General features: G+C 64.4%; 19 protein-coding genes. 5 read left to right on the top strand and 14 right to left on the bottom strand.

The window, feature by feature from the left end; translation table 11 throughout:
* Nucleotides 1–130: 130 nt before the first annotated feature.
* The 5 genes from L286_RS38940 to L286_RS38920 all read right to left on the bottom strand — a co-directional run bounded on the left by L286_RS38940 (nucleotide 131) and on the right by L286_RS38920 (nucleotide 7,883).
* Nucleotides 131–1,738 carry an amidohydrolase gene (locus L286_RS38940; protein WP_020819111.1) on the bottom strand — a complete coding sequence of 536 codons (1,608 nt, stop codon included), beginning with the start codon at nucleotides 1,736–1,738 and terminating at the stop codon, nucleotides 131–133.
* 16 nt (nucleotides 1,739–1,754) lie between these two features.
* Entirely contained in the window at nucleotides 1,755–3,329 is a 1,575-nt protein-coding gene (locus tag L286_RS38935; protein WP_013039434.1) for an amidohydrolase, read from the bottom strand.
* Between the two features lie 35 nt (nucleotides 3,330–3,364).
* A complete protein-coding gene (locus L286_RS38930) occupies nucleotides 3,365–6,154 on the bottom strand; it encodes a TonB-dependent receptor domain-containing protein (protein WP_020819112.1) in 2,790 nt (929 codons plus the stop codon).
* Between the two features lie 467 nt (nucleotides 6,155–6,621).
* Complete coding sequence (locus L286_RS38925) at nucleotides 6,622–7,113, bottom strand: Lrp/AsnC family transcriptional regulator (RefSeq protein WP_007686366.1); 492 nt, start codon at nucleotides 7,111–7,113, stop codon at nucleotides 6,622–6,624.
* A gap of 491 nt (nucleotides 7,114–7,604) precedes the next feature.
* Nucleotides 7,605–7,883, bottom strand: a complete 279-nt coding sequence (locus L286_RS38920) for a YciI family protein (protein WP_007686361.1) — start codon at nucleotides 7,881–7,883, stop codon at nucleotides 7,605–7,607.
* Nucleotides 7,884–8,178: 295 nt separating this feature from the next.
* Between L286_RS38920 and L286_RS38910 the strand changes: the two genes are divergently transcribed.
* The 3 genes from L286_RS38910 (at nucleotide 8,179) to L286_RS38900 (ending at nucleotide 11,135) form a co-directional block, all read left to right on the top strand.
* Complete coding sequence (locus L286_RS38910) at nucleotides 8,179–9,084, top strand: helix-turn-helix domain-containing protein (protein WP_020819114.1); 906 nt, start codon at nucleotides 8,179–8,181, stop codon at nucleotides 9,082–9,084.
* A gap of 141 nt (nucleotides 9,085–9,225) precedes the next feature.
* Nucleotides 9,226–10,110, top strand: a complete 885-nt coding sequence (locus L286_RS38905) for an intradiol ring-cleavage dioxygenase (protein WP_020819115.1) — start codon at nucleotides 9,226–9,228, stop codon at nucleotides 10,108–10,110.
* A 272-nt stretch (nucleotides 10,111–10,382) separates the two neighbouring features.
* The gene (locus L286_RS38900; protein ID WP_007686354.1) at nucleotides 10,383–11,135 is read left to right on the top strand and encodes a hypothetical protein; all 753 of its coding nucleotides are present in this window, start codon (nucleotides 10,383–10,385) and stop codon (nucleotides 11,133–11,135) included.
* Here the strand turns inward: L286_RS38900 and L286_RS49010 are convergent.
* From L286_RS49010 to L286_RS38890, 3 genes are read right to left on the bottom strand one after another with little or no spacing between them, the layout of a single operon-like run.
* Nucleotides 11,118–11,285 carry a hypothetical protein gene (locus tag L286_RS49010; protein ID WP_013039429.1) on the bottom strand — a complete coding sequence of 56 codons (168 nt, stop codon included), beginning with the start codon at nucleotides 11,283–11,285 and terminating at the stop codon, nucleotides 11,118–11,120. The genes L286_RS38900 and L286_RS49010 overlap by 18 nt on opposite strands.
* Before the next feature lie 2 nt (nucleotides 11,286–11,287).
* Entirely contained in the window at nucleotides 11,288–11,530 is a 243-nt protein-coding gene (locus L286_RS38895) for a hypothetical protein (protein WP_007686350.1), read from the bottom strand.
* Complete coding sequence (locus tag L286_RS38890; protein WP_013039428.1) at nucleotides 11,527–11,745, bottom strand: hypothetical protein; 219 nt, start codon at nucleotides 11,743–11,745, stop codon at nucleotides 11,527–11,529. Before L286_RS38890 ends, L286_RS38895 begins: the two co-directional genes overlap by 4 nt.
* 403 nt (nucleotides 11,746–12,148) lie before the next feature.
* On the opposite strand from L286_RS38890, the gene L286_RS38885 reads away from it, so the two are divergent.
* On the top strand, nucleotides 12,149–12,841 hold the full coding sequence (locus tag L286_RS38885) for a CDP-alcohol phosphatidyltransferase family protein (RefSeq protein ID WP_013039427.1): 693 nt from the start codon (nucleotides 12,149–12,151) through the stop codon (nucleotides 12,839–12,841).
* A gap of 45 nt (nucleotides 12,842–12,886) precedes the next feature.
* Here L286_RS38885 and urtE read toward each other — a convergent pair whose 3' ends face one another.
* The 6 genes from urtE to L286_RS38855 all read right to left on the bottom strand — a co-directional run bounded on the left by urtE (nucleotide 12,887) and on the right by L286_RS38855 (nucleotide 18,524).
* Nucleotides 12,887–13,603 (bottom strand): urea ABC transporter ATP-binding subunit UrtE, encoded by a 717-nt coding sequence (urtE, locus tag L286_RS38880; RefSeq protein WP_020819116.1) that lies wholly within the window; start codon nucleotides 13,601–13,603, stop codon nucleotides 12,887–12,889.
* Nucleotides 13,600–14,343 (bottom strand): urea ABC transporter ATP-binding protein UrtD, encoded by a 744-nt coding sequence (gene urtD, locus L286_RS38875; RefSeq protein ID WP_007686341.1) that lies wholly within the window; start codon nucleotides 14,341–14,343, stop codon nucleotides 13,600–13,602. Before urtD ends, urtE begins: the two co-directional genes overlap by 4 nt.
* Nucleotides 14,340–15,452, bottom strand: coding sequence for an urea ABC transporter permease subunit UrtC (gene urtC, locus L286_RS38870; RefSeq protein ID WP_020819117.1), 1,113 nt, complete (start codon nucleotides 15,450–15,452; stop codon nucleotides 14,340–14,342). Before urtC ends, urtD begins: the two co-directional genes overlap by 4 nt.
* Nucleotides 15,453–15,463: 11 nt before the next feature.
* Nucleotides 15,464–16,357 (bottom strand): urea ABC transporter permease subunit UrtB, encoded by an 894-nt coding sequence (urtB, locus tag L286_RS38865; RefSeq protein ID WP_007686338.1) that lies wholly within the window; start codon nucleotides 16,355–16,357, stop codon nucleotides 15,464–15,466.
* A 114-nt stretch (nucleotides 16,358–16,471) separates the two neighbouring features.
* The gene (urtA, locus tag L286_RS38860; protein ID WP_025160722.1) at nucleotides 16,472–17,704 is read right to left on the bottom strand and encodes an urea ABC transporter substrate-binding protein; all 1,233 of its coding nucleotides are present in this window, start codon (nucleotides 17,702–17,704) and stop codon (nucleotides 16,472–16,474) included.
* Nucleotides 17,705–17,822: 118 nt separating this feature from the next.
* Complete coding sequence (locus L286_RS38855) at nucleotides 17,823–18,524, bottom strand: TorF family putative porin (RefSeq protein WP_235181695.1); 702 nt, start codon at nucleotides 18,522–18,524, stop codon at nucleotides 17,823–17,825.
* Between the two features lie 242 nt (nucleotides 18,525–18,766).
* On the opposite strand from L286_RS38855, the gene L286_RS38850 reads away from it, so the two are divergent.
* The coding region (locus L286_RS38850) for an urease accessory protein UreD (RefSeq protein ID WP_021223645.1) at nucleotides 18,767–19,489 on the top strand (723 nt) is incomplete at its 3' end.

The following is a 19,489-nucleotide window of genomic DNA, read 5'->3' as shown; positions in this document are numbered from 1 at the left end:
CACGCTCCGGCCTTTTTCTTCGTCCGCCGTTCCCGCGAAGGCCGGAAATGAAGCCGATCCACCGCGTCATCGCGCTCGCCAAATCCTCCAGCGCGCGGGATGGCGGCGCTGATCCAGAGGTCGCCGGACCTTATTTGTCGGCGGCCGGACCGGGATATGCTATTCCCAACTGCTCCAGATAGGTCGAATATCGCGCGGGATCATAATAATATTTCTCCATCTGCGGCCGCATCTCCTTCATCACCTTCTCGTTGAGGTGAATGGCCGGCCGGTCCTCCGCCGTCAGGACGGGATCGTAGGACTGGGTCTTCAACTGCACGTCGCGATAATAGGTCTTGGCGTCCGCCAGCAGCTTCGGCCGGGTCATCAGGTCGATCACCGTCATCGCGACCGCCTTGGCTCCCGCCACCGTCCCCTTGTGCGCGATCGGCGTGGCCATGGCCATCGCGGCGGTGGCATGATGGAAGATGACATTGGGGATGTTGGCCGGATAGCCGATGGTGATGGTCGGAACCGCCCACATCACGTCGCCGATGTCGTCCGATCCGCCAATGCTGGCGGACCCGCGCGTTTCCGGCGTGGAAAGCGGCATCACGGCCGTGCCCAGGGGCTGGACCTTCAGCTTGTTGGCCGTCTGCACCGACCGGACGAAGGCCTGGTCGGCGGCCGACCATTGGGGCATGCCGACCGCCTGGATGTTGGCGAAGGCGGCCTCCGCCATCGGCTTGTTGCCGAAATTCGGCGCGGCATAGCCCAGCAGGCGGCGCTTCACCGTCGTGCCGGTGGCCTGAGCGGCGGCATCGGCGATCTCATTGCCCGTCTCGAACAGCGACCGGACCGAGGCGAAGTCCTTTTCCCGGAAATAGTACCAGACCGACGCCTTGTCCGGCACCACATTGGGCTGGCCGCCGCCATTGGTGACGACGTCGTGCGAACGCTGGGCCAGCGGCAGGTGCTCGCGGCGGAAATTCCACGCCACGTCCATGAACTCCACGGCGTCCAGCGCGCTGCGCCCCTCCCACGGCATGGCCCCGGCATGGGCCGTCTTGCCGGTGAATTCATATTCCACCGACACCATGGCGGTCAGGCCCATGTCGCCATAGGCCGTGCCGAAGCCGGTATTCACATGGCCGAAGATGCAGGCGTCGACATCCTTGAACATGCCGGATCGCACGTAGAAGGCCTTGGTCGCCAGCAATTCCTCCGCCACGCCGGGCCACAGCATCAGCCGGCCGGGAATCTTGTTCTTCTCCATCACCTGCTTGACCGCGATGGCGGCGGCGATCATCATCGGCATGCCGCTATTATGGCCCTCCCCATGGCCGGGGGCGCCCGCGACCAGCGGCTTGATCGCAGGCGAACCGGGCGTCTGCGACACGCCCAGCAGCCCGTCGATGTCGCTGCCCAGCGCGATCAGCGGACCGCCGCTGCCCCAGGTGGCGGTGAAGGCCGTGGGTATGCCCGCCACGCCGCGCGTCACGGTAAAGCCGTTCCGTTCCAATATCCCCGCCAGATAATCGGAGGTGCGCACCTCCTGAAAGCCGGGCTCGGCAAAGCTGAAGACCTGATCCACCATCACCTGGACCTGGCTGGCCTGCGCTTCCACGCCGACCACGGCCTCGGCCTTCAGGGCCTTGGGCGACGCCGCGACGGCAACGGCGGGCGAAGCAACGGTGGACAGCAACGCAGCGACAAGAGCAAGGGTGCGACCCAAAGGCTTTTTCCTTTTCATGTTCATGGCTGTGGATTGCTTCCTATTGCGGCGTCAATGTCGGATATTTGATGCCAAGCTGGTCGAGATAGGTGGGATATTTGGCGGGATCGTAATAGAATTTCTCCATTTCCGGCCGCAGCAGCTTCATCGTCTTTGCATTGAGCCAGATGGCGGGCTTGTCCGATGCGGTGATCACCGGGTCGTAGCTGTCGGTCTTGAGCTGCACATCCTTGAAATAGGCCTTGGCGTCCGCGACCAGCTTGGGCGTGGTCATCAAGTCCAGCACCGTCATCGCCAGCGCCTTGGCCCCCGCGACGGCGCCCTTGTGCGCGATCGGCGTCGCCATCGCGATCGCGGACGTGACATTGTGGCCGATCATGTTGGGGATGTTCGACGGGAAGCGGATGGTGATGGTCGGCACCGTCCACATGATGTCGCCGATGTCGTCGGAGCCGCCCCCCATGGACGGCTTGCGGCTTTCGGGCGTGGAAAGTTCGGCCACCTTGTCCCGCAGCGGTTCGACCTTGCGCTTGTTGGTCTCCTGTACCGCCTTGGCGAAGGCCTGGTCGTCGGCGGTCCATTTCGGCATGCCCACCGCCACGATATTGGCATAGGCGGCTTCCGCCAGCGGCTTGTTGCCGAAATTCGGCGCGGCATAGCCCAGAATCTGGCGCGTCACCGTCGTGCCCGTCGCCTTGGCGGCAGCGTCGGCGATCTCATTGCCGACATTGTAGAGATCGCGGATCGACTTGAATGTCCGTTCCCGGAAATAATACCAGACCGACGCCGTGTCCGGCACCACATTGGGCTGGCCGCCGCCATTGGTGATGACGGAATGGGAACGCTGCGTCAGCGGCAGATGCTCCCGCCGGAAATTCCACGCCACGTCCATCAGTTCGACCCCGTCCAGCGCGCTGCGCCCCTCCCAGGGCATGCCGCCCGCATGCGCGGTCTTGCCGTGGAAGCTGTATTCGACCGACACCATGCCGTTGGAGCCCATTTCGCCATAGCCGGTCGAAAAATCGCTGCTGACATGGGTGAAGATGCAGGCGTCGACATCCTTGAACAGCCCGTCGCGGACATAATAGGCCTTGGTCGCCAGCAATTCCTCCGCCACGCCGGGCCACAGCATCAGCCGGCCGGGAATCTTGTTCTTTTCCATCACCTGCTTGACGGCGATGGCGGCGGCAATGACCAGGGGCATGCCCGCATTATGCCCCTCGCCATGGCCCGGCGCGCCTTCCAGCAGCGGCTTGATGTTCGGAATGCCTGGAATTTGCGACACGCCCAGCACGTCGTCGATGTCGCTGCCCAGCGCGATCAGCGGACCGCCGCTGCCCCAGGTGGCGGTGAAGGCCGTGGGTATGCCCGCCACGCCGCGCGTCACGGTAAAGCCGTTCCGTTCCAGTATCGCGGTCAGATATTCGGAGGTCTTCACCTCCTGGAAGCCCGGCTCGGCATAGCTGAAGACCTGATCCACCATCACCTGGATCTGCTTGGCCTGGGCGTCCACGGCCGATGCCGCGGCGGTCTTCATCGCCTTGGGCGCCGCGGCCTGGGCCACGGGCGTCATGAGGGTGGAGGCCAAGGCGAGGACGATGGCGGCTTTCTTCATGCATGTCATGGACGTCAATACCTTCTTTCGGGGCATCAGAACTGCATTTTGACGGAGACGCGGTAGACGCGGCCGATCACGTCGTAAAGGCTGCGGCTGGTCTGGGCATAGGCGGGGACGTTGTTCGCGTCCGGGCCGTTGCCGACGGGGACCGGAGCCTTGTCGAACAGGTTGTTGACGATGAAGGTCAACGTCCCCTTGCCGCCATGGGCCTTGAATTTGAAGCCCAGCGACGCGTCGACATAGGTTGCGCCGTCGATATGATTGTCGTTGATGGTGCGATATTGCGTGGTTGATGCCGGGCAGTTGGTCGTGCACTGGATGTAGTCGTTGCCATAGACGCCGTCGCTGAACCCGCGCGCCACCAGGTTGAAGGTGACGGGATCGGCATCATAGAAGGCGCTGATGCGATAGACCCAGTTCGGCGAGGAATAGGTGCCCGCCAGCGAACCGCCATTGACCCCGGCATAGTCGATCGGGAAGCTGATGCCGTTGTCGATCACGTTCTTGATATAGTGGGTCGCCATGCCATGGATCGTGAAAGTTCCCGGCAGATTTTCGGATATGTTCGACAATGGCAGGCGATAGCTCGCCTCGATGTCGAAACCCTTGGCGGTCTGCTTCGCGAAGTTTATCGGGCGCAGGACGATGCTGCTGAGCGTGTTTCCGACGAAGACGATATTGCTGCAATAGGCGGCAACCCCCTCCGAATAGCACAGGTCCACCGTATCCTGCGCGGTGACATTGCCGATGGCCTTGTCGATCTTGATCGAATAATAGTCGAAGGAGGCGGTGAAGCCCGGAAGGAAGCCGGGCGTCAGCACCGTTCCCACCGTCCAACTGTCCGCGACCTCAGGCGTCAGGGCCGGATTGCCGACCTGGTTCTGCACGAACTGAAGGGAACCTGTGGCGGGCGCATTGGCGCCTGCCGGGATGATGACGGTATTGGTGCGCGCCGTGCCCGCCGCGAACAGTTCCTGAAGATTGGGCGCGCGGATGTCATGGCTGACATTGCCGCGAAAGCGGATGTCGGGGATCGGCTGAAAGGTTCCGCCGACTTTCCAGGTCTGGACCGAACCGGATGTCGAATAGTCGGTGAAGCGGCCGGCCGCGTTCAGGTTCAGCCCCTTGATCACCGGCAGGTCGACTTCCAGGAAGCCTTCCTTCACCGTATATTTGCCGCGATTGACGAGATAGTTGCCGTAGAGCCAGCCCGAGTTGAACTGCGGGTCGACGGTGCCGCCGATCTGCTCCTTGCGCCATTCCGCGCCGAAGGCTACGGCCGCCGCCCCGCCCGGCAGGTCGAACAGCTCGCCGTTGATGGTCGCGGCTGCGACATCCTGCTTGATGGTCTGGTCGCGCTGGGGTTGCTGCGCGCCGTAGATATAGGCGAGCGCCTCCGCCGAGGGGCCCATGGTTCCCAGGCGGTTGATCGGCACGCAGCCATTGGTGGGGTTGGTCAGCGTCGAACGGCACACGATGCTGCCGCCCGGCCCGAACACGGCGTCCTGGGCCAGCGCCATCCGGGCGTTGTTCCAGGTGTTCGTCAGTTCCTCATGCGCCTTGGTCTCGCCATGCTGATAATAGGCGTTCCAGTTCCAGTTCCGTTCGAGCAGCCCGAATGTGCCCTCGACCCCGCCGACGAAGCGATAGACCTCGCGCTTTATGTCGCTGCCCGGCACCGGGAAGCCGGCGTTGCTGGTCCCCATCGTGAAGGACGAACCCGCCGCCATCCGCGCCGCGACCGCCGGGTAATAGGTCCGCAGATAGGCATTGTCCGCCTGGATCGTGACGCCGGTGCTGGGCGTCTGCTGATAGAAGCTGCGGCTGGTGGAGCGATTGTAGGAAAACTGGCCGAAGATGGTGATGTCCGGCGTCAGGTCGAAGGCGGTGCGATTGAAGAAGCTCAGGCGCTCGTCATGCGGAATCAGCGAATTGGTGCCGATATGCCCGGCCAGCGTCACGCCGGTGTCGCCCCCGACCATCCACGGGCTGAGCACCGATCCATAGGTCAGTTGCCCGGTCTGCCCGGCGCCCAGGAAATAGGTGCCGCGCAGCGGACCGGCGCCGACCAGCCCGCCCGCCGTATAGCCCGAAGGCCCCACGCCTGTCCCCACCAGCCGCTGCGGCTGGCCGTTTGTGCCGTTATAGGCGGGGTTGTTGATCATGAAATAACCGCGGTCGTTCCAGTCGCGGTCTATCGTATCCACGCCATTCTGGTGGAAGAATTCGCCGTTGAACAGCATGTGCAGCCTGTCGTCGAGCAGAGACAGGCCGGCGCTGGCCATGATCTTGTAGTTGCGGCCATCGCCATGGCTGGAGATTCCCTGGTCCAGCCCGACGCGAAACCCCTTGTAATCCTTGTTCAGCACGAAGTTGACGACGCCGCCCACGGCGTCCGATCCGTAAGCCGCCGAAGCGCCGCCGGTCACGACTTCGACCCGTTCCACCAGATCCTGCGGAATGGTGTTGATGTCCACCACGCCCCCGACGGTCGAGGCCACCGACCGCTGGCCATCCAGCAGGACGAGCGTGCGTCCCGTGCCCAGGCCGCGCAGGCCGATCGAATTGATCCCCGCCACCGCGTTGGAAAGGCCGCCCGACTGGGTGCCCGACGTGCCGCTGCCCGCGATGGAGGGAAGCTGGTTGACGAAGTCGGAAATATTGGCGGGCGCCTGGGCCGCGATGTCCGCCTGGCTCATCACCGTGACGGGCGTGGGCGCGCTGTAGCCGTCGCGTACGATGCGCGATCCGGTGACGATGATCTGGCTCGCCTCTGGCGCGTCGGCGGCGTCCTGAGCCAGGGCCGGCGCGGCCGACAGCATGGTGAGCAACCCGCCCGTCGTCGCCAGAAAATGCCTGCGATGCCGATGACGGCGGTCCGATGTACGATCCGCCGATGACCTACCTGCCCATGACCTACCTGGAAGTGCAACCACCATCTTGATGTCCCCTGTTTGCGCGTCCTGCGGGCCTTTCGTCATCCTCCTCAGGCATGGGCAAGGGTTCGCGCCATGACGGCACGTGATCGTCAGGGGCTGACGAACGCCTGTTGGCTTTCCCCGGAATATCACCTTGCATCGGCCCCGGCATTCCGGGCGCCCAACCACATCTTATCGTCGCCGGACCTTCCATGGTCCCGCACCGCAGATGTTACACAGTTGGCATCGCGGCTTCCCGTTAAAGTCGACAAGAAAACCGGCCGATATTGCTGAAATCCGGCGCATATCGGTCATGAAGCGCCGGAATCTGGCATCAACAGGCGGGGTGCGCCGGATGATTCGCACCGGCCTTATTTCAGCCCTTCGAACAGGACCGGCGGAACCGTTCGCTGGGCGACCGGCCGCATGACGAAACTGCTGCGGATCTTCGCCACATGGGGCAGGGTCGACAGTTCCCGGCGATAAACACGGTCGTAATCGGCGAAGGACCGGACATGCACGGTCATCATGAAATCCGTGTCGCCCGACACGAAGCTGCAATAGCTCATGGACGGGCATTTGACGACCGCCTGTTCAAATTCGTTCAGAACCTGCTCCGCCTGCGACACCAGTTCGATCGAGACATGGACGACGATGCCATATCCCAACCGGACAAGGTCGGGACTGGCCGCGTAGCGGGGCACCATGCCCCGTTCCTCCAATATCTTGCGGCGACGAGCGGCCGCCGTGCTCGACAGATGCACTTTCTCGCCCAGCGCGACGTCGGAAATGCGGCCGTCCTCGACGATCTCGCGCAGCAGGCGCAGGTCCGTCCTGTCCAGTTGATGAGGATCGGATTCCATCGAGAAACACCTCCATCCCGTTGAAAGGCGTCAATTCGGATCCAGTTCATGCCGATATGACGCAATGCCTAACGCATCGCATCCAACGATCCGCCATTTCGGGATGACGGCGTCACGGCCATCGGCGCCGGGCCGGTCGTTCGGGGGCCTGGGCAGCAGCCGGTTCGCATCGGCAGCGACAATGCCCAGCGGGCAAGGTCCGGCGTTCCCGATGCGCGCCGCGGCCCGGCCGGCAAGCCCTGCCGTCGCGATCGGTGTCGAGGGGGGCTGAACCGGGCATGGGCCTGATGGATCACGCGCCGATAGCGGGCGAGCCTGCCGGCATTGCCTTACCGCCGGCGCAGTGCGGGGAACATGCGGTCGACGGCGGCCGGGGGTTTGTGGTGCGCCGCTTTAGAGATAGGTCCATTTGCAGCGTTGCGGCGGGCGCGCGAAGCGGCGCCATCAATTGCCGCGCCGGATCGGGAAGCCCCGGTCAGCCGATGTGCCGGTCAGCCTATGTGGCGGTCCCAGCGGCAGATGCGCACCTCATCGAAAATGCCGGCTTTCGTGAAGGGATCCTCATCGTGAAATTTCTTCACGCTTTCCAGGTCTTCGGCTTCCACGACCATGAAGCTGCCGATATTGTGGCTGTCGTCATCCGCCATCATCGGGCCTGCCTGCACGAGCTTGACCACGCCCGAAGCGAGATAGGCGCGATGGGCCTGGCGATATTCGTCGCGGCGCGCCAGCATGTCGGGCTTGTCAAAGCAGATGCGCAGGTAAAGCATGGGGGACTTCTTTCCATTGGTTTTGCCCCCGAACATCGACGATCGCGCTGTTCCGGCGGGGCAGGACGGATGCGCCATCCTGCCGCCATGTCCGCGGCATGATCCTGCGTCCGGCCGCCTTTCTTCTGCATAATCTTGCTGCCTTCTTTGGGCGGTCGGCACGGTGGGCGGCTGGCGCCGACCGGCAGGCCCTGTATTTTTGCGGCCGGCGGGCCTATGACCGGCGCGATGCACCCATGATGGCTGAACGGGCCGCACGGATTGGCCGTGGCTTAGCGCATTTAGTGGAGGAGTGATGGCAGCGGCCGCACATTTTGACATCGGCGACACGCACGGGCTGTTCCTGGGTTCCAGCAACCCCGTCCAGACTTCCAGCGCCGCGCTGGGCTGGACCTCCCTGTTCCTGTCGGAACAGCAGGAGGAACCCTTCGAAGCGTCCGCCAGGGCCGTGCCGGATCATCTGCTGGTGTTCCATCTGGGCGGCCCCGCCCAGATCACCGGCGCCACCGAAGACGAAAGGATCACGACCGTCGTGCCGCCGGGGGGCCTCTGCCTGTGGCCGGCCAACTCGCCATTTTCCATCCAATTGGCGGATTCGGTCGAAACCCTGCATCTTTATATCCGCAGCAGCGTCGTCAACGAGGTGGCGGCGTCCCTGGGCTATGACTTTCCCGGCGGCATCCGCCTCCGTCCCCGGATCGGCCAGCGCGACGAACTGCTGGAACAACTGGCCCTGGAGGTCAGAAGCGTCGCCGCGTCGGGCGGCGCTTCCACCGCCCTCTATGCGGACCAGATGGCGCTGGCGATCGCGGCCCGGCTGATCCGGCACGATTATTCGGCGCCCCCCTCCCCTGCCGCCGCGAACAATCGCGGATTGGCGCGAGGACGGCTGAAACGCGTGGAGGATTACGTGGAAGCCCATCTGGACAGGCCGATCCAGCTTCAGGAATTGAGCCTGGTCGGCGGCCTCAGCGTTTCCCATTTCGTCCGCCAGTTCAAGCTGGCCACCGGCCTTTCCCCCCATCAATTCGTCCTTCGGCGGCGCGTCGACCGGGCAAGGAGGCTGCTGGCGCACAGCGACCTGTCGCTGGCGCAAATCGCCTATAGTTGCGGATTTTCCCATCAGGAGCATCTGACCCACACCTTCAGGCGGCATGTAGGCGCGACGCCGGGGCATTATCGCCGATCGGTGCAGTCCTGACCTGTCGAACCGACGCGTTGCGCGGCCGGGCGCTCAGCCAGTTTCTGCATGAAAATCGCATTTTCTCACAGGAGCGCGCCCTCCGACGGGCCGATAAGGACAGCAAATGGACGCCCGATCCGGAGGCGCCTGGAGCCAGTCATGCGCGACTTGAACGAATTTACCATCACCGCGGAAGTGCTGCGCCGGATCGAAAACACGCCCGATCCGCGATTGCATGAGATATTGGCCTCCGCCATCAGGCATCTGCACGATTTCGCGCGGGAAACCAAGCTGACCGAAGCGGAGTGGATGGAAGGGATCAAGTTCCTGACCCGCACGGGACATATGTGTTCCGACGTCCGCCAGGAATTCGTCCTGCTGTCCGACACGCTGGGCCTTTCCATGCTGGTCGTCGCCCAGAATCACAGCCGTCCTGCGGAGGCGACCGAACAGACCGTCTTCGGCCCCTTCCATGTCGAGGGCGCGCCCGTGCTCGCCACGCATGGCAGCAATCTCGCCAGGGGCGTCGAAGGCGAACCGCTTTTCGTGCGGGCGGAGGTGGTGTCGCCCGATGGGCCGGTGGCCGACGCCGTCGTGGATGTCTGGCAGGCCGATGCCGAGGGGTTTTACGACGTTCAGTCGCCGGACTGGTCGCTGGAGGAAGCGGCGCTTCGCGGCGTTTTCCACACCGACGCGGCAGGACGCTTCAGCTTCCGATCGATCCTGCCGAAAAGCTATCCCATCCCATCGGACGGCACGGTCGGCGAGATGCTGGACGCCACCAGGCTCCACCCGATGCGCCCGGCCCACATGCATTACAGGATCGCCAAGCCCGGCTTCGATCCCCTGATCACCCATGTCTTCGTCGACGGCGACGAATATCTCGATTCCGACTCGGTCTTCGGCGTGCGCGGTTCCTGCGTGGGCCAGTTCGTCAGGCACGAACCGGGCGTCGCGCCGAGCGGCGAGACTGTCGAGGTGCCCTTCCACACGCTCGACTATCGCTTCGTGCTTCACCCCCGCGACCAGGCCGCAAACTCCTGAACGGCGCGGCGGGGCACGAACATGGGCACGTCGTCCGCCGCGGGAGATGATCGGGTGCCCCGCCGCCCCTTCCCCTCGTGACAGAGGACATCGGCAGCGCGTCCGCCAAGGAAAAGGATCTGCCGCGCGGCCTTGCAAAGAAGGTGCGGGCCGGGCATTGAACATCGTCACCGCGCAATGGACGCCATGCTGGTTTACGTCGCGACTGATCTTGAAAAAGCGACAGGAACAGCATGAATCGTAACGGCGCTTCATCAAGGCGGCCTTCTGACATGCAGGTCGGCGTCGCCGGCAAGCGGCAGGCCAGGACCGGAAGGGCAAGAAGCCATCCGCCCATAGAAACGGTGGATGTCGCGGACATTCCGGGCGGCGGCCAGTTGCACCTGCTCAAATGCGGCAAGGAATTTTCCATACAGTTCGGCCGCGACGAGTTGATGGGAAGCCAGGACCATCTGTCGGAAATGGCGCTCGCCACCCTGACAAGCGAACGCCTGGCCGGAAAGGACGGTCATGTCCTGGTCGGCGGGCTCGGCATGGGCTTCACCCTGGACGCTGTCCTTGCCGCCTGGAGCGCGCAGGCCTTCGTGACCGTCGCGGAGCTGGTTCCCCAGATCGTCGTCTGGGCCAAGGGGCCCTTGGCGCATCTGTTCAAGGAAAATCTTGCCGACCCTCGCGTCAGCCTCCGCCTGCGCGACGTCTACGACATCATTGCGGAGACGTCGGATGGGTTCGACGCCATACTGCTGGACGTCGATAACGGCCCGGACGGCTTCATCACGTCCGGGAACGACCGGCTATATTCCCATCGCGGCCTTGCCGCGGCCTATGCCGCGCTGCGGCCGGGGGGCCTGCTGTCCGTCTGGTCTTCCTACGCCGACGACGGCTTTGCGGGCAGGCTCGAGGAAACGGGTTTCGAAGTCGACGAAATCATCCTGCCGGCCTATGTCGGCAGCACGGAGCGTTGGCATAATATCTGGTTCGCGGCGAAGCCGGGCGGTCGCGCCCGGCTATCGGACATGCAGTGAGGCTTCTTCTTCCCGGCGCAGGACAGAAATGATCTTGGCATAGGCGCGCGCCTGCTCCTCATGCCGGTTCTTCTCGACCGGGCAGACGGCAAGAGCGGCCTGGTTCAGCTCCGCCTGCTTGCGGCGCGCGAGATAATCGAAGCGGTCCATGGTCATCTCCGATGGTGCGAGGGCGTCCATTGCCGGGCCATGTGGGATGCGGATCGCGTCACGGCACCCTCGATCAGCTTGTCCTTCATCAATATGCGGAAGGCGTCGGCGTCCCGGGGATCGAGCATCACCACCCTGGTGCCGCCGGAAACCAGCGTTTCCACCGCGGACACCCGGAATGCATGCTTGGCGCACGTCGCCTTGATGACATCCATGGCGACCCTGACGTTGACGACCCTGCTCATGCCGCGCCCCCTTCCACGTCGAACGGGAACGGGTTGAACGACGCAGAGCCATCCGGGCGCCGGGATCGATAGGGATGAGGATGGCGGCGGATGCGACCCGCATATCCTTCCGCCAGCCGTTGATGAGCCCGGCGCGCCGCCGGGCCATGGGCGATCCGGGCGCGCAGCAATTCCTCCTGCTCGCGCTTCAACAGGTAATTCAGGTCTTCCATCATAGGCTCCTCGGCTGGCAAGCGGGAGCACGACGGTCTCTCTGTCACGGCGAATGCTTGCGGCAAATTTCGCGCAATAATGGGTCAATAGCACGGAACATCCCGTCCGTCTGTCGGAAAAGCGCCCAGGGTCGGGAAAATTCTGTTCGGCCCGCATGAAGGCTGTTAGGAAGGCCCATCGGGTCTTCTTTCCGCACGACCCGACAGAGAGACTTGAGTGCTCCCGCGCATAGGGAAGCATATCATGCAGCAAGACCGGCTTTCCTTTAGGGCTACACTGACGGCATCTGTCGTCGCGCCGATTTTCCTTGGCCGGCGCATCTTCGGATGCGGCGGTTAATGCCGGCATATATCCGCCTGCCGCTCCCCGGACGCGCCGGCTGTTCCAGACCATGATCGAAGGCCTATGACGATCCAACCCCAATCCCCTCCATCGCTTTCCCGAATCCAGCAGAACTGGCTTGCCGCCAATGAACGGCGGCTGCTCGACTGGCTGTGCCGACGAATGCCGTCCTGGGTAACGCCGGATCGCCTGACCGCGACCGGCATGGCAGGCGCGGTCATGGTCTTTGCCGGATATGCCGCCAGCAACATCGCCTCGTCCTGGCTGCTGCTCGCCATTGCGGGCTATGCGGTGCAGTGGTTCGGCGATTCCATGGACGGCAGCCTGGCGCGATACCGGCGCATAGAGCGCCCGTCCTACGGCTATTTCATCGATCATAGCTGCGACGGGCTGGCGACGCTGCTCATCCTGGCCGGGATCGGCCTCAGCCCGTTCGTGACGATGGATGTCGCCATGGTCGCGCTCGCGGGCTATCTGCTGCTGTCGATCCACGCCTTTCTCTCGGCGCGGGTATTGGGCGAATTGAAGCTGTCCTACCTTTCCGCCGGGCCGACCGAACTCAGGTTCATGCTGATCGGCATGACGGTCATGATGATGGTGCTGGGAACGGCGCCGGGACTTTTCGGGCGCTGGTCCGGCTTTGATATTTTCGTGGGGACGGTCGGTTCGATCCTGATCGTCCTTTTCATCGGCCAGACGCTGGTCACGGGAAGAAGGCTTGCCCTTGCCGAAGCCGAACGCCGCGTCATGAACTGAGGGACAGGGGTCTAGAAAGCCGACCCGCGCGGCCGACCGAAAATGTCAGACATGGACCAGATGGGCCACCGTATCGGCGCTGTCCTGCGCGGTCCTGCCCTCCTTCACGATCCGGCCGCGCTGCATCACCAGATAGCGGTCGGCAAAGCTCCAGGCGAAATCCAGATTCTGTTCGACGATCAGGATCGCGACGTTGAGTTCGGTCCGCACGCGGCGCAGGGCGTCCTCGATCTGCTGCACGATATTGGGTTGGATGCCCTCCGTCGGTTCGTCGAGCAGCAGCAGTTGCGGCTGTCCGGCCAGGGCGCGACCGATGGCGAGCTGCTGCTGTTCGCCGCCCGACAGAACCCCGGCCTTGCGGCCTGCGATCTGCGTCAGCTTGGGGAATAGGTCGAACACCATTTCGGGCACTGCCTTCGGCCCCTTGAACCCCTTGCGCGCGAGCGCGGATAGGCCGACTTCCAGATTTTCGCGCACGGTCAGATGCGGGAAGATATGGCGCCCCTGCGGCACGAAGCCGATGCCGATGCGCGATCGCTGATGCGGGCGCATCTCCGTGATTTCGTCGCCATGCCAGTAGATATGGCCTTCCGACGCCGCCAACTGGCCCATGATGGTGCGGATCAGCGTCGTCTTGCCCACGCCGTTGCGGCCCAGCACCGTGATCGCATCCCCGGCCTTCAGGTCGAAGGCCACGTCCCACAGCACCTGCCCCTTGCCATAGGCGGCGGACACGCTGCGCAGGTTCATGAGGTCGGTCATTTCGCCCTCCCGAGGTAGATGGCGGCGACTTCCTCGTCGGCGCGGATTTGCTCCAGCGTGCCTTCGCGCAGCAGCCGTCCCTGATGCAGCACGACGACATGACCCCCCAGTTGCGACACGAAATCGATGTCATGGTCGATCACCAGCACCGCATGCTTGCCCAGCAGGGAACGGACGAGGGTCGCGGTCTGGCTGCTTTCCGAAGCGCCCATGCCGGCCGTCGGCTCGTCGAGCAGCAGCAGTTCGGCGTCGGTCGCAACCACCATGCCGATCTCCAGCCATTGCTTTTCGCCATGCGATAGATTGCCCGCCAACGTGTCGCGGCGATCGGTGAGGCCGATCTGCTCCAATATCTCCTCGGCGCGCGCGCGCGCTTCCGCCTCGCCCTTGCGGGAAAAACATGCCCACCAGTTCCGGTCGCGCGTCGCGGCGATGGCAAGGTTGTCGATCACCGACAGGGCGACGAGCACGCCGGGCGTCTGGAACTTGCGGCAGATACCGCGCCCGACAATGGCATGTTCGCTTTCCGCCTGTATCTCCGCGCCGTGGAACAGGACTCTGCCGGAAGCCGGCCGGACCCTGCCGATGATGGAATCGCACATGGTCGACTTGCCCGCGCCATTGGGGCCTATCACCACGGTCATCGATCCGCTTTCGATGGTCAGCGACAGATCGTCTATCGCCTTGAACCCGTCGAAATCGACGACGACATTTTCAAGCTGGAGCATGGGGACGGTCATAGCGCGGCCTCGCCTGCGATGGGTTGCGACGCGGTCTTGGCCCTTTCGCGGCGCCAGCGGGCGAACAGGTCGCCTGCCTTGCCGGGACGGAAGGGATGGTCGGGACCGAACAGGCCTGCCAGGCCCTGCGGCAGGATGGTGACGGCCGCGATGAACAGCGCGCCAAGGCCATAGAGCCACACTTCGGGCATGGCGGTCGAAATCTTGTCCTTGGCGAAATTGACCAGCAGCGCGCCTGCGATCGCTCCGATCAGGCTGTTGCGCCCGCCGATGGCGGCCCAGATCACCATCTCGATGGAGGGCACCACGCCCACCAGCGCGGGCGACACTACGCCGGCATGCAGGGTGAAGAGCGCGCCCGACATGCCGGTCAGCAGCGCGGCGACGGCAAAGGCGATCACCTTGTAGGGCGTTGGGTCATAGCCCAGGAAACGCATGCGGTTCGCGCCGTCGCGGCTGGCGCGCAGCAGCTTGCCGTAGCGGCTCGCCAGCAGCCAGCGCAGGCCCAACAGGCCTGCCACGACCAGCGCGAGCGTGATGAAATAGAGCGCCAGCGTGGTGGAAGGCAGGTTGAGGTTGAAGCCGAACAGCGTCTGATAGTCGGTCAGGCCGTTGAACCCGCCGGTCAGCCCCTGCTGGCTGACGAGCAGGGTCGCGAAGGCCAGGGCCAGCGCCTGGGTGATCAGCGCGAAATAGACGCCGCCGATCCGCCGCCTGAATATGGCCCAGGCCATCAGCGCGCCGAGCGCGGTCGGCACGACCAGCACGGCCGCGACGGCGGCAAAGGGGCTTTTGACCAGGGACCACCACCAGGGCAGCGCCTCCGTCCCCGACCAGATCATGAAGTCGGGCAATTCCCCCTCCGCCAGTCCGGCGAGCTTCAGATGCATGGCGAGGGCATAGCCGCCCAGGCCGAAGAACACGCCTTGCCCCAGGCTCAAAATCCCGCCTTCGCCCCAGATGAGGACAAGCCCCATGGCGGTCAGCGACAGCGCCAGGAAACGGGCCAGCAGGTTGAGGTCATAGGCCGAAAGCAGCCACGGCGCGGCGATGGCGAGGATCAGCGCCACGCCGGTGGCGGCCTGTTTGATGGGGAGCGTCCCGGTCATGCGCCGGTCTCCTATTCTGCGTCCAGCGCGCGGGAGCGGACGGCGATCACGCCCTGCGGCCGGAACTGGAGGAAGAGTATGACGAAGATCAGCGTCAGCACCTGCGCGAAGCTCACGTCCACGAAGATTTGCGACAGCGCCATGAACAGGCCGATCATCAGCGCCGCCAGCGTCGTCCCGACGACGCTGCCAAGGCCGCCCAGGATCACGACCAGGAAGGCAGTCACTATATAGCCCTGGCCGACGGTCGGCGTGACCGGGCCGAGCAGCGCCAGCACCACGCCGCCGACGCCCGCGACGCCCGCGCCCAGCGCGAAGATGAAGGCGTCCACCTGGCGCACGTTGACGCCCATCGCCGCTGCGGTCGCCCGGTCCTGATTGACGGCGCGCACCAGCAGGCCGATGCGCGTATAACGCAGCAACGCGGCCAGGCCGCCCAGTATCAACGCCGCCAGCAGCAGGATGAACAGCCGGATCGTCGGCAGTTGCAGCGGTCCGAGCGCGAAGCCGCCGTCGAGCCATGCGGGCGCGGTCACAGATACGCCGGTGGCGCCGAACAGGTCGCGCGCCGCCTGCTGAAGGATCAGGCTGACGCCCCATGTCGCCAGCAGCGTGTCGAGCGGCCTGGACGTGAGCTTGCTCACCAGCGTCACTTCCAGCAGGCCGCCGAGCATCCCCGCGCCCAGGAAGGCGACGAGCATGGCGACGATGATGCCCATCGGCCCCGGCACGAACAGGATGGTGAGATAGGCAAGATAGCTGCCCACCATCAATATTTCGCCATGCGCCATGTTGATGACGCGCATCAGCCCGAAGCTGAGCGCCAGGCCCAGCGCGGCGAGGATATAGAGCGACGCCACGCTGAAGCCGTTGAAAAGCTGGCCGAAGAGAAATGCGGCGTCCATGGGCGCCTCCCTGTTGCTTGGTCCTTGGCGCTTTCCGCCTTCGCGCCGGCTCTTGAGAGGGAGCCTGAACCGGACGCGAAGGCGGGTTGCGCACCGGGCCGACGGGTCGCGTCGTCAGCCGATGCTGCAGGTCTTTCCGGGGAAGGCCAGCGGATCATAGGGTTCGGGCTGGATCGCGCCCTTCGACGTCCAGAGGATCTTGAACTGGCCCTTGGGGTCCGCTTCGCCGATATAGGCGGTCTGGACCAGGCTGTTGTTCTTGACGAAGTTCACCTTGCCCAGCGGCGTGTCGACAGCGTCCAGCGTCACCGCCGCCGCCCGCACCTTCGCCGGATCTGTGCTGCCCGCCTTTTCGACGGCCGCCTTCCAAACATAGACGTCGACATAGCCGTGGACCATGGGGTCGGTCAGCACCTTGTCTTCGCCGAACTTCGCCTTGTACGCCTTGATGAACTTGGCGTTGGCGTCGCCATCCAGCGTCTGAAAATAGTTCCAGGCGGCATAGCTGCCCTCGACCAGCGCCGGGCCCATGGCCTGCGCTTCCTGTTCGCCGATGGAGAAGGACATGACCGGGATCACCTTGGGCGTCAGGCCCGCCGCCGCCATCTGCTTGAAGAAGGCGACGTTGGAATCGCCGTTCAGCGTATTGAAGATGATGTCGGGCCTGGCCGCCTTGATCTTGCCGATGACGCCGGAAAATTCGGTGCCGCCCAGCGGCTGATATTCCTCGCCCGCCAGCTTCAGGCGATCCTTTTCCAGATGCTTCTTGACGATCAGGTTCGCGGTGCGCGGATAGACATAGTCCGACCCCACCAGGAAGAAGTTTTTGTAGCCCTTCTCCTTCGCCCAGTCATAGGCGGGCAGGGTCTGCTGGTTGGGCTGCGCGCCCGAATACATGATGTTGGGCGAACATTCATTCCCTTCGAACTGCACCGGGTACCAAAGCAGGTTCCCGGTCTTTTCGAACACCGGCAGCATCGCCTTGCGGCTGGCGGAGGTCCATCCGCCGAACACCGTTGCGACGCCGTCGTCGGAGACCAGCTTGTTCGCCTTCTGCGCGAAGATGGCTGGGTCGGACGCGCCATCTTCCGTCACCGCCGCGATCTGCTTGCCCAGCACGCCGCCCGCCGCGTTGATCTCATCGATGGCGAGTTGGGTGGAATTCTTCACCGTATCCTCGCTGATCGCCATGGTACCGGACAGCGAATGCAGGATGCCGACCTTGATCGCGTCGCCGCCGGCCGCCGCCGTGGCGTTGCCGCTTTCCGACTTGCCGCACGCGGTCGCCAGCATGGTGCAGGCCAACGTCAGCGCCAGAAAGGATTTCCTGCCAAGCCCTTTTTTCATGAATATGCTCCTGTGACTGTTGCCCGGCCGATCGCGTCGCCGCTCCACCGGGCAAGGATGCTGCGGCGCGATGCGCGCAGCCATGGGTCATTTGACGTAGTGTGCGTGGGTGCGCAGGTCAGAAGACCGCGCCGATGGAAAAGAGCGCCGCGCCCTTCGCCCGGTTGCCGCCGCGCGAATTGGCGGAATAACGGTTGGTGTCGACATAATCGATGCCGAAGGTCACCGCCTTGTAGGTATAGAAGGCGCCAAGCTGCCAGTTGACCTTGTCGTCCCAGTTGGTCCCGTCCTCGTAACCGAGCAGGCCGCGGAAGGCGAGGCCGGTCTTCGGCACGGCATAGCGCGCGCTGCCGTAGACATAGGTGGAATGGCCGCCGCCATTATATTCGTCGTGAATCACGCCCGCGCCCGCCGTCACCGGGCCGACCGGCGCGTTGATGCCGAATTCATACTGGTCGAAATCCAGATCGTCGATGTCGTGGAAGACGAGCCGCAAATAGCGGGCGCGAATGTTGACGTCGCCGACATCGGCCTGCACGCCGCCGAAGAAATCGGTTTCCATCGCGCCGCCTCCGGCATCCTTGTCCAGGCTGGAACCCCAGATGCCGCCATAGATGCTGAATGCCCCCGCGACCGGGATCTTGGCCGACACCACGCCCTGGATCACCGGCTTGTTGTCGGACAGCGACGCCCCGCGCAGGCGATAGTCGGTCAGGAAGGTGACGCCGCCCGTCAGGATGACCGGCTCGCTGCCCGCATCCTGCGCCTGGGCCTGCATCGAACCGGCCGTCAGCGCCGCTGCTCCGGCTGCCAGGAGCATGGCCATTTTCCCGTATCGCTTCATCGTGATTGTCCCCTTTACTGATTTGCGGGGACATATTGTGCAATGCAGCAGCAACACGGCATGCGGCATTTGACGTAGATCCGGATGCAGGGCGGAAGGGCGCCGCGCGCCGCCCTTGGGGCGTTGGCGGTCAATACGTCAAACGTCCACCCTTTCGGCGACAAGGCGCATTGAACGCGGATTTTTTCTGGAGATAATGATCGAGGAGGAGACAAATCTTGTTCGGTCCCACGTTCGACCCCGACATCGGCAGGCAGGCCGCCCGGATCGCTTCCGGTCCTTGTGCGGTGCCGAACAGCCTGCGCAGCCATGGCGAGTTGCGGCTCGCTTTCGGGCAACGAAACGGGCGGACCGTGATGAAGGACAGTTATCAGGCAGGCTGCCTGCGCGCCCGCATGCCGCGCCGCGACGAAGGGGGACGGCCATGCGCCGTGCTGATCAACACGGCGGGCGGCCTGGCGGAGGGCGACAGCGTGCGCCAGTCCGTCCGCTGGGCGGCGGAGACCAGCGCCACCGTGACGGGCCAGGCGGCGGAGAAAGTCTATCGCGCCCTGTCCCATGGCTGCCGGATCGATACGCAATTGCGGGTCGAACAGGGCGCCGACGCGGAATGGCTGCCGCAGGAAACGATCCTGTTCGACTGCGCCCGCCTGGCCCGGGAGACGCGCATCCTGCTCGATGCCGACGTGACCTTCCTGGGGCTGGAGGCCGTGGTCCTGGGCCGCGCGGCGATGGGCGAGCGCATGGCGCACGGCGCGCTCGGCGACCGGATGCGCATCTACCGGAACGGCCGGCTGATCTATGCCGACGCGCTGGCGCTGGAAGGGGATGTCGACGCGATGATGCGCCGCTCCGCCATCGGCGGGGGAGCAGGCGCGATGGCCGTCATCGTCCACGCCTCCGCCCGCGCCGCCGCGCTGCTGGAGCCGGTGCGGCAGGCC

This window comes from Sphingobium sp. HDIP04, from assembly GCF_000445085.1.
In the GTDB taxonomy this organism is placed as follows: Bacteria; Pseudomonadota; Alphaproteobacteria; order Sphingomonadales; family Sphingomonadaceae; genus Sphingobium; species Sphingobium indicum.
The sequence above is the reverse complement of the archived record's forward strand: the minus strand, read 5'-3'. Positions and strand labels throughout refer to the sequence as shown.

Coding starts and splice junctions, on each gene's coding strand:
- L286_RS38900 (WP_007686354.1), top strand. CDS start 10,383: ATGCAGGTCGGCGTCGCCGGCAAGCGGCAGGCCAGGACCGGAAGGGCA.
- L286_RS38905 (WP_020819115.1), top strand. CDS start 9,226: ATGCGCGACTTGAACGAATTTACCATCACCGCGGAAGTGCTGCGCCGG.
- L286_RS38940 (WP_020819111.1), bottom strand. CDS start 1,738: ATGAACATGAAAAGGAAAAAGCCTTTGGGTCGCACCCTTGCTCTTGTC.
- L286_RS38925 (WP_007686366.1), bottom strand. CDS start 7,113: ATGGAATCCGATCCTCATCAACTGGACAGGACGGACCTGCGCCTGCTG.
- L286_RS38910 (WP_020819114.1), top strand. CDS start 8,179: ATGGCAGCGGCCGCACATTTTGACATCGGCGACACGCACGGGCTGTTC.
- L286_RS38920 (WP_007686361.1), bottom strand. CDS start 7,883: ATGCTTTACCTGCGCATCTGCTTTGACAAGCCCGACATGCTGGCGCGC.
- L286_RS38935 (WP_013039434.1), bottom strand. CDS start 3,329: ATGAAGAAAGCCGCCATCGTCCTCGCCTTGGCCTCCACCCTCATGACG.
- urtA (WP_025160722.1), bottom strand. CDS start 17,704: ATGAAAAAAGGGCTTGGCAGGAAATCCTTTCTGGCGCTGACGTTGGCC.
- urtE (WP_020819116.1), bottom strand. CDS start 13,603: ATGACCGACCTCATGAACCTGCGCAGCGTGTCCGCCGCCTATGGCAAG.
- L286_RS38885 (WP_013039427.1), top strand. CDS start 12,149: ATGACGATCCAACCCCAATCCCCTCCATCGCTTTCCCGAATCCAGCAG.
- L286_RS38930 (WP_020819112.1), bottom strand. CDS start 6,154: ATGCTGTCGGCCGCGCCGGCCCTGGCTCAGGACGCCGCCGACGCGCCA.
- L286_RS38895 (WP_007686350.1), bottom strand. CDS start 11,530: ATGAGCAGGGTCGTCAACGTCAGGGTCGCCATGGATGTCATCAAGGCG.
- L286_RS38855 (WP_235181695.1), bottom strand. CDS start 18,524: ATGCTCCTGGCAGCCGGAGCAGCGGCGCTGACGGCCGGTTCGATGCAG.
- L286_RS38890 (WP_013039428.1), bottom strand. CDS start 11,745: ATGATGGAAGACCTGAATTACCTGTTGAAGCGCGAGCAGGAGGAATTG.
- urtD (WP_007686341.1), bottom strand. CDS start 14,343: ATGACCGTCCCCATGCTCCAGCTTGAAAATGTCGTCGTCGATTTCGAC.
- L286_RS49010 (WP_013039429.1), bottom strand. CDS start 11,285: ATGGACCGCTTCGATTATCTCGCGCGCCGCAAGCAGGCGGAGCTGAAC.
- urtC (WP_020819117.1), bottom strand. CDS start 15,452: ATGACCGGGACGCTCCCCATCAAACAGGCCGCCACCGGCGTGGCGCTG.
- urtB (WP_007686338.1), bottom strand. CDS start 16,357: ATGGACGCCGCATTTCTCTTCGGCCAGCTTTTCAACGGCTTCAGCGTG.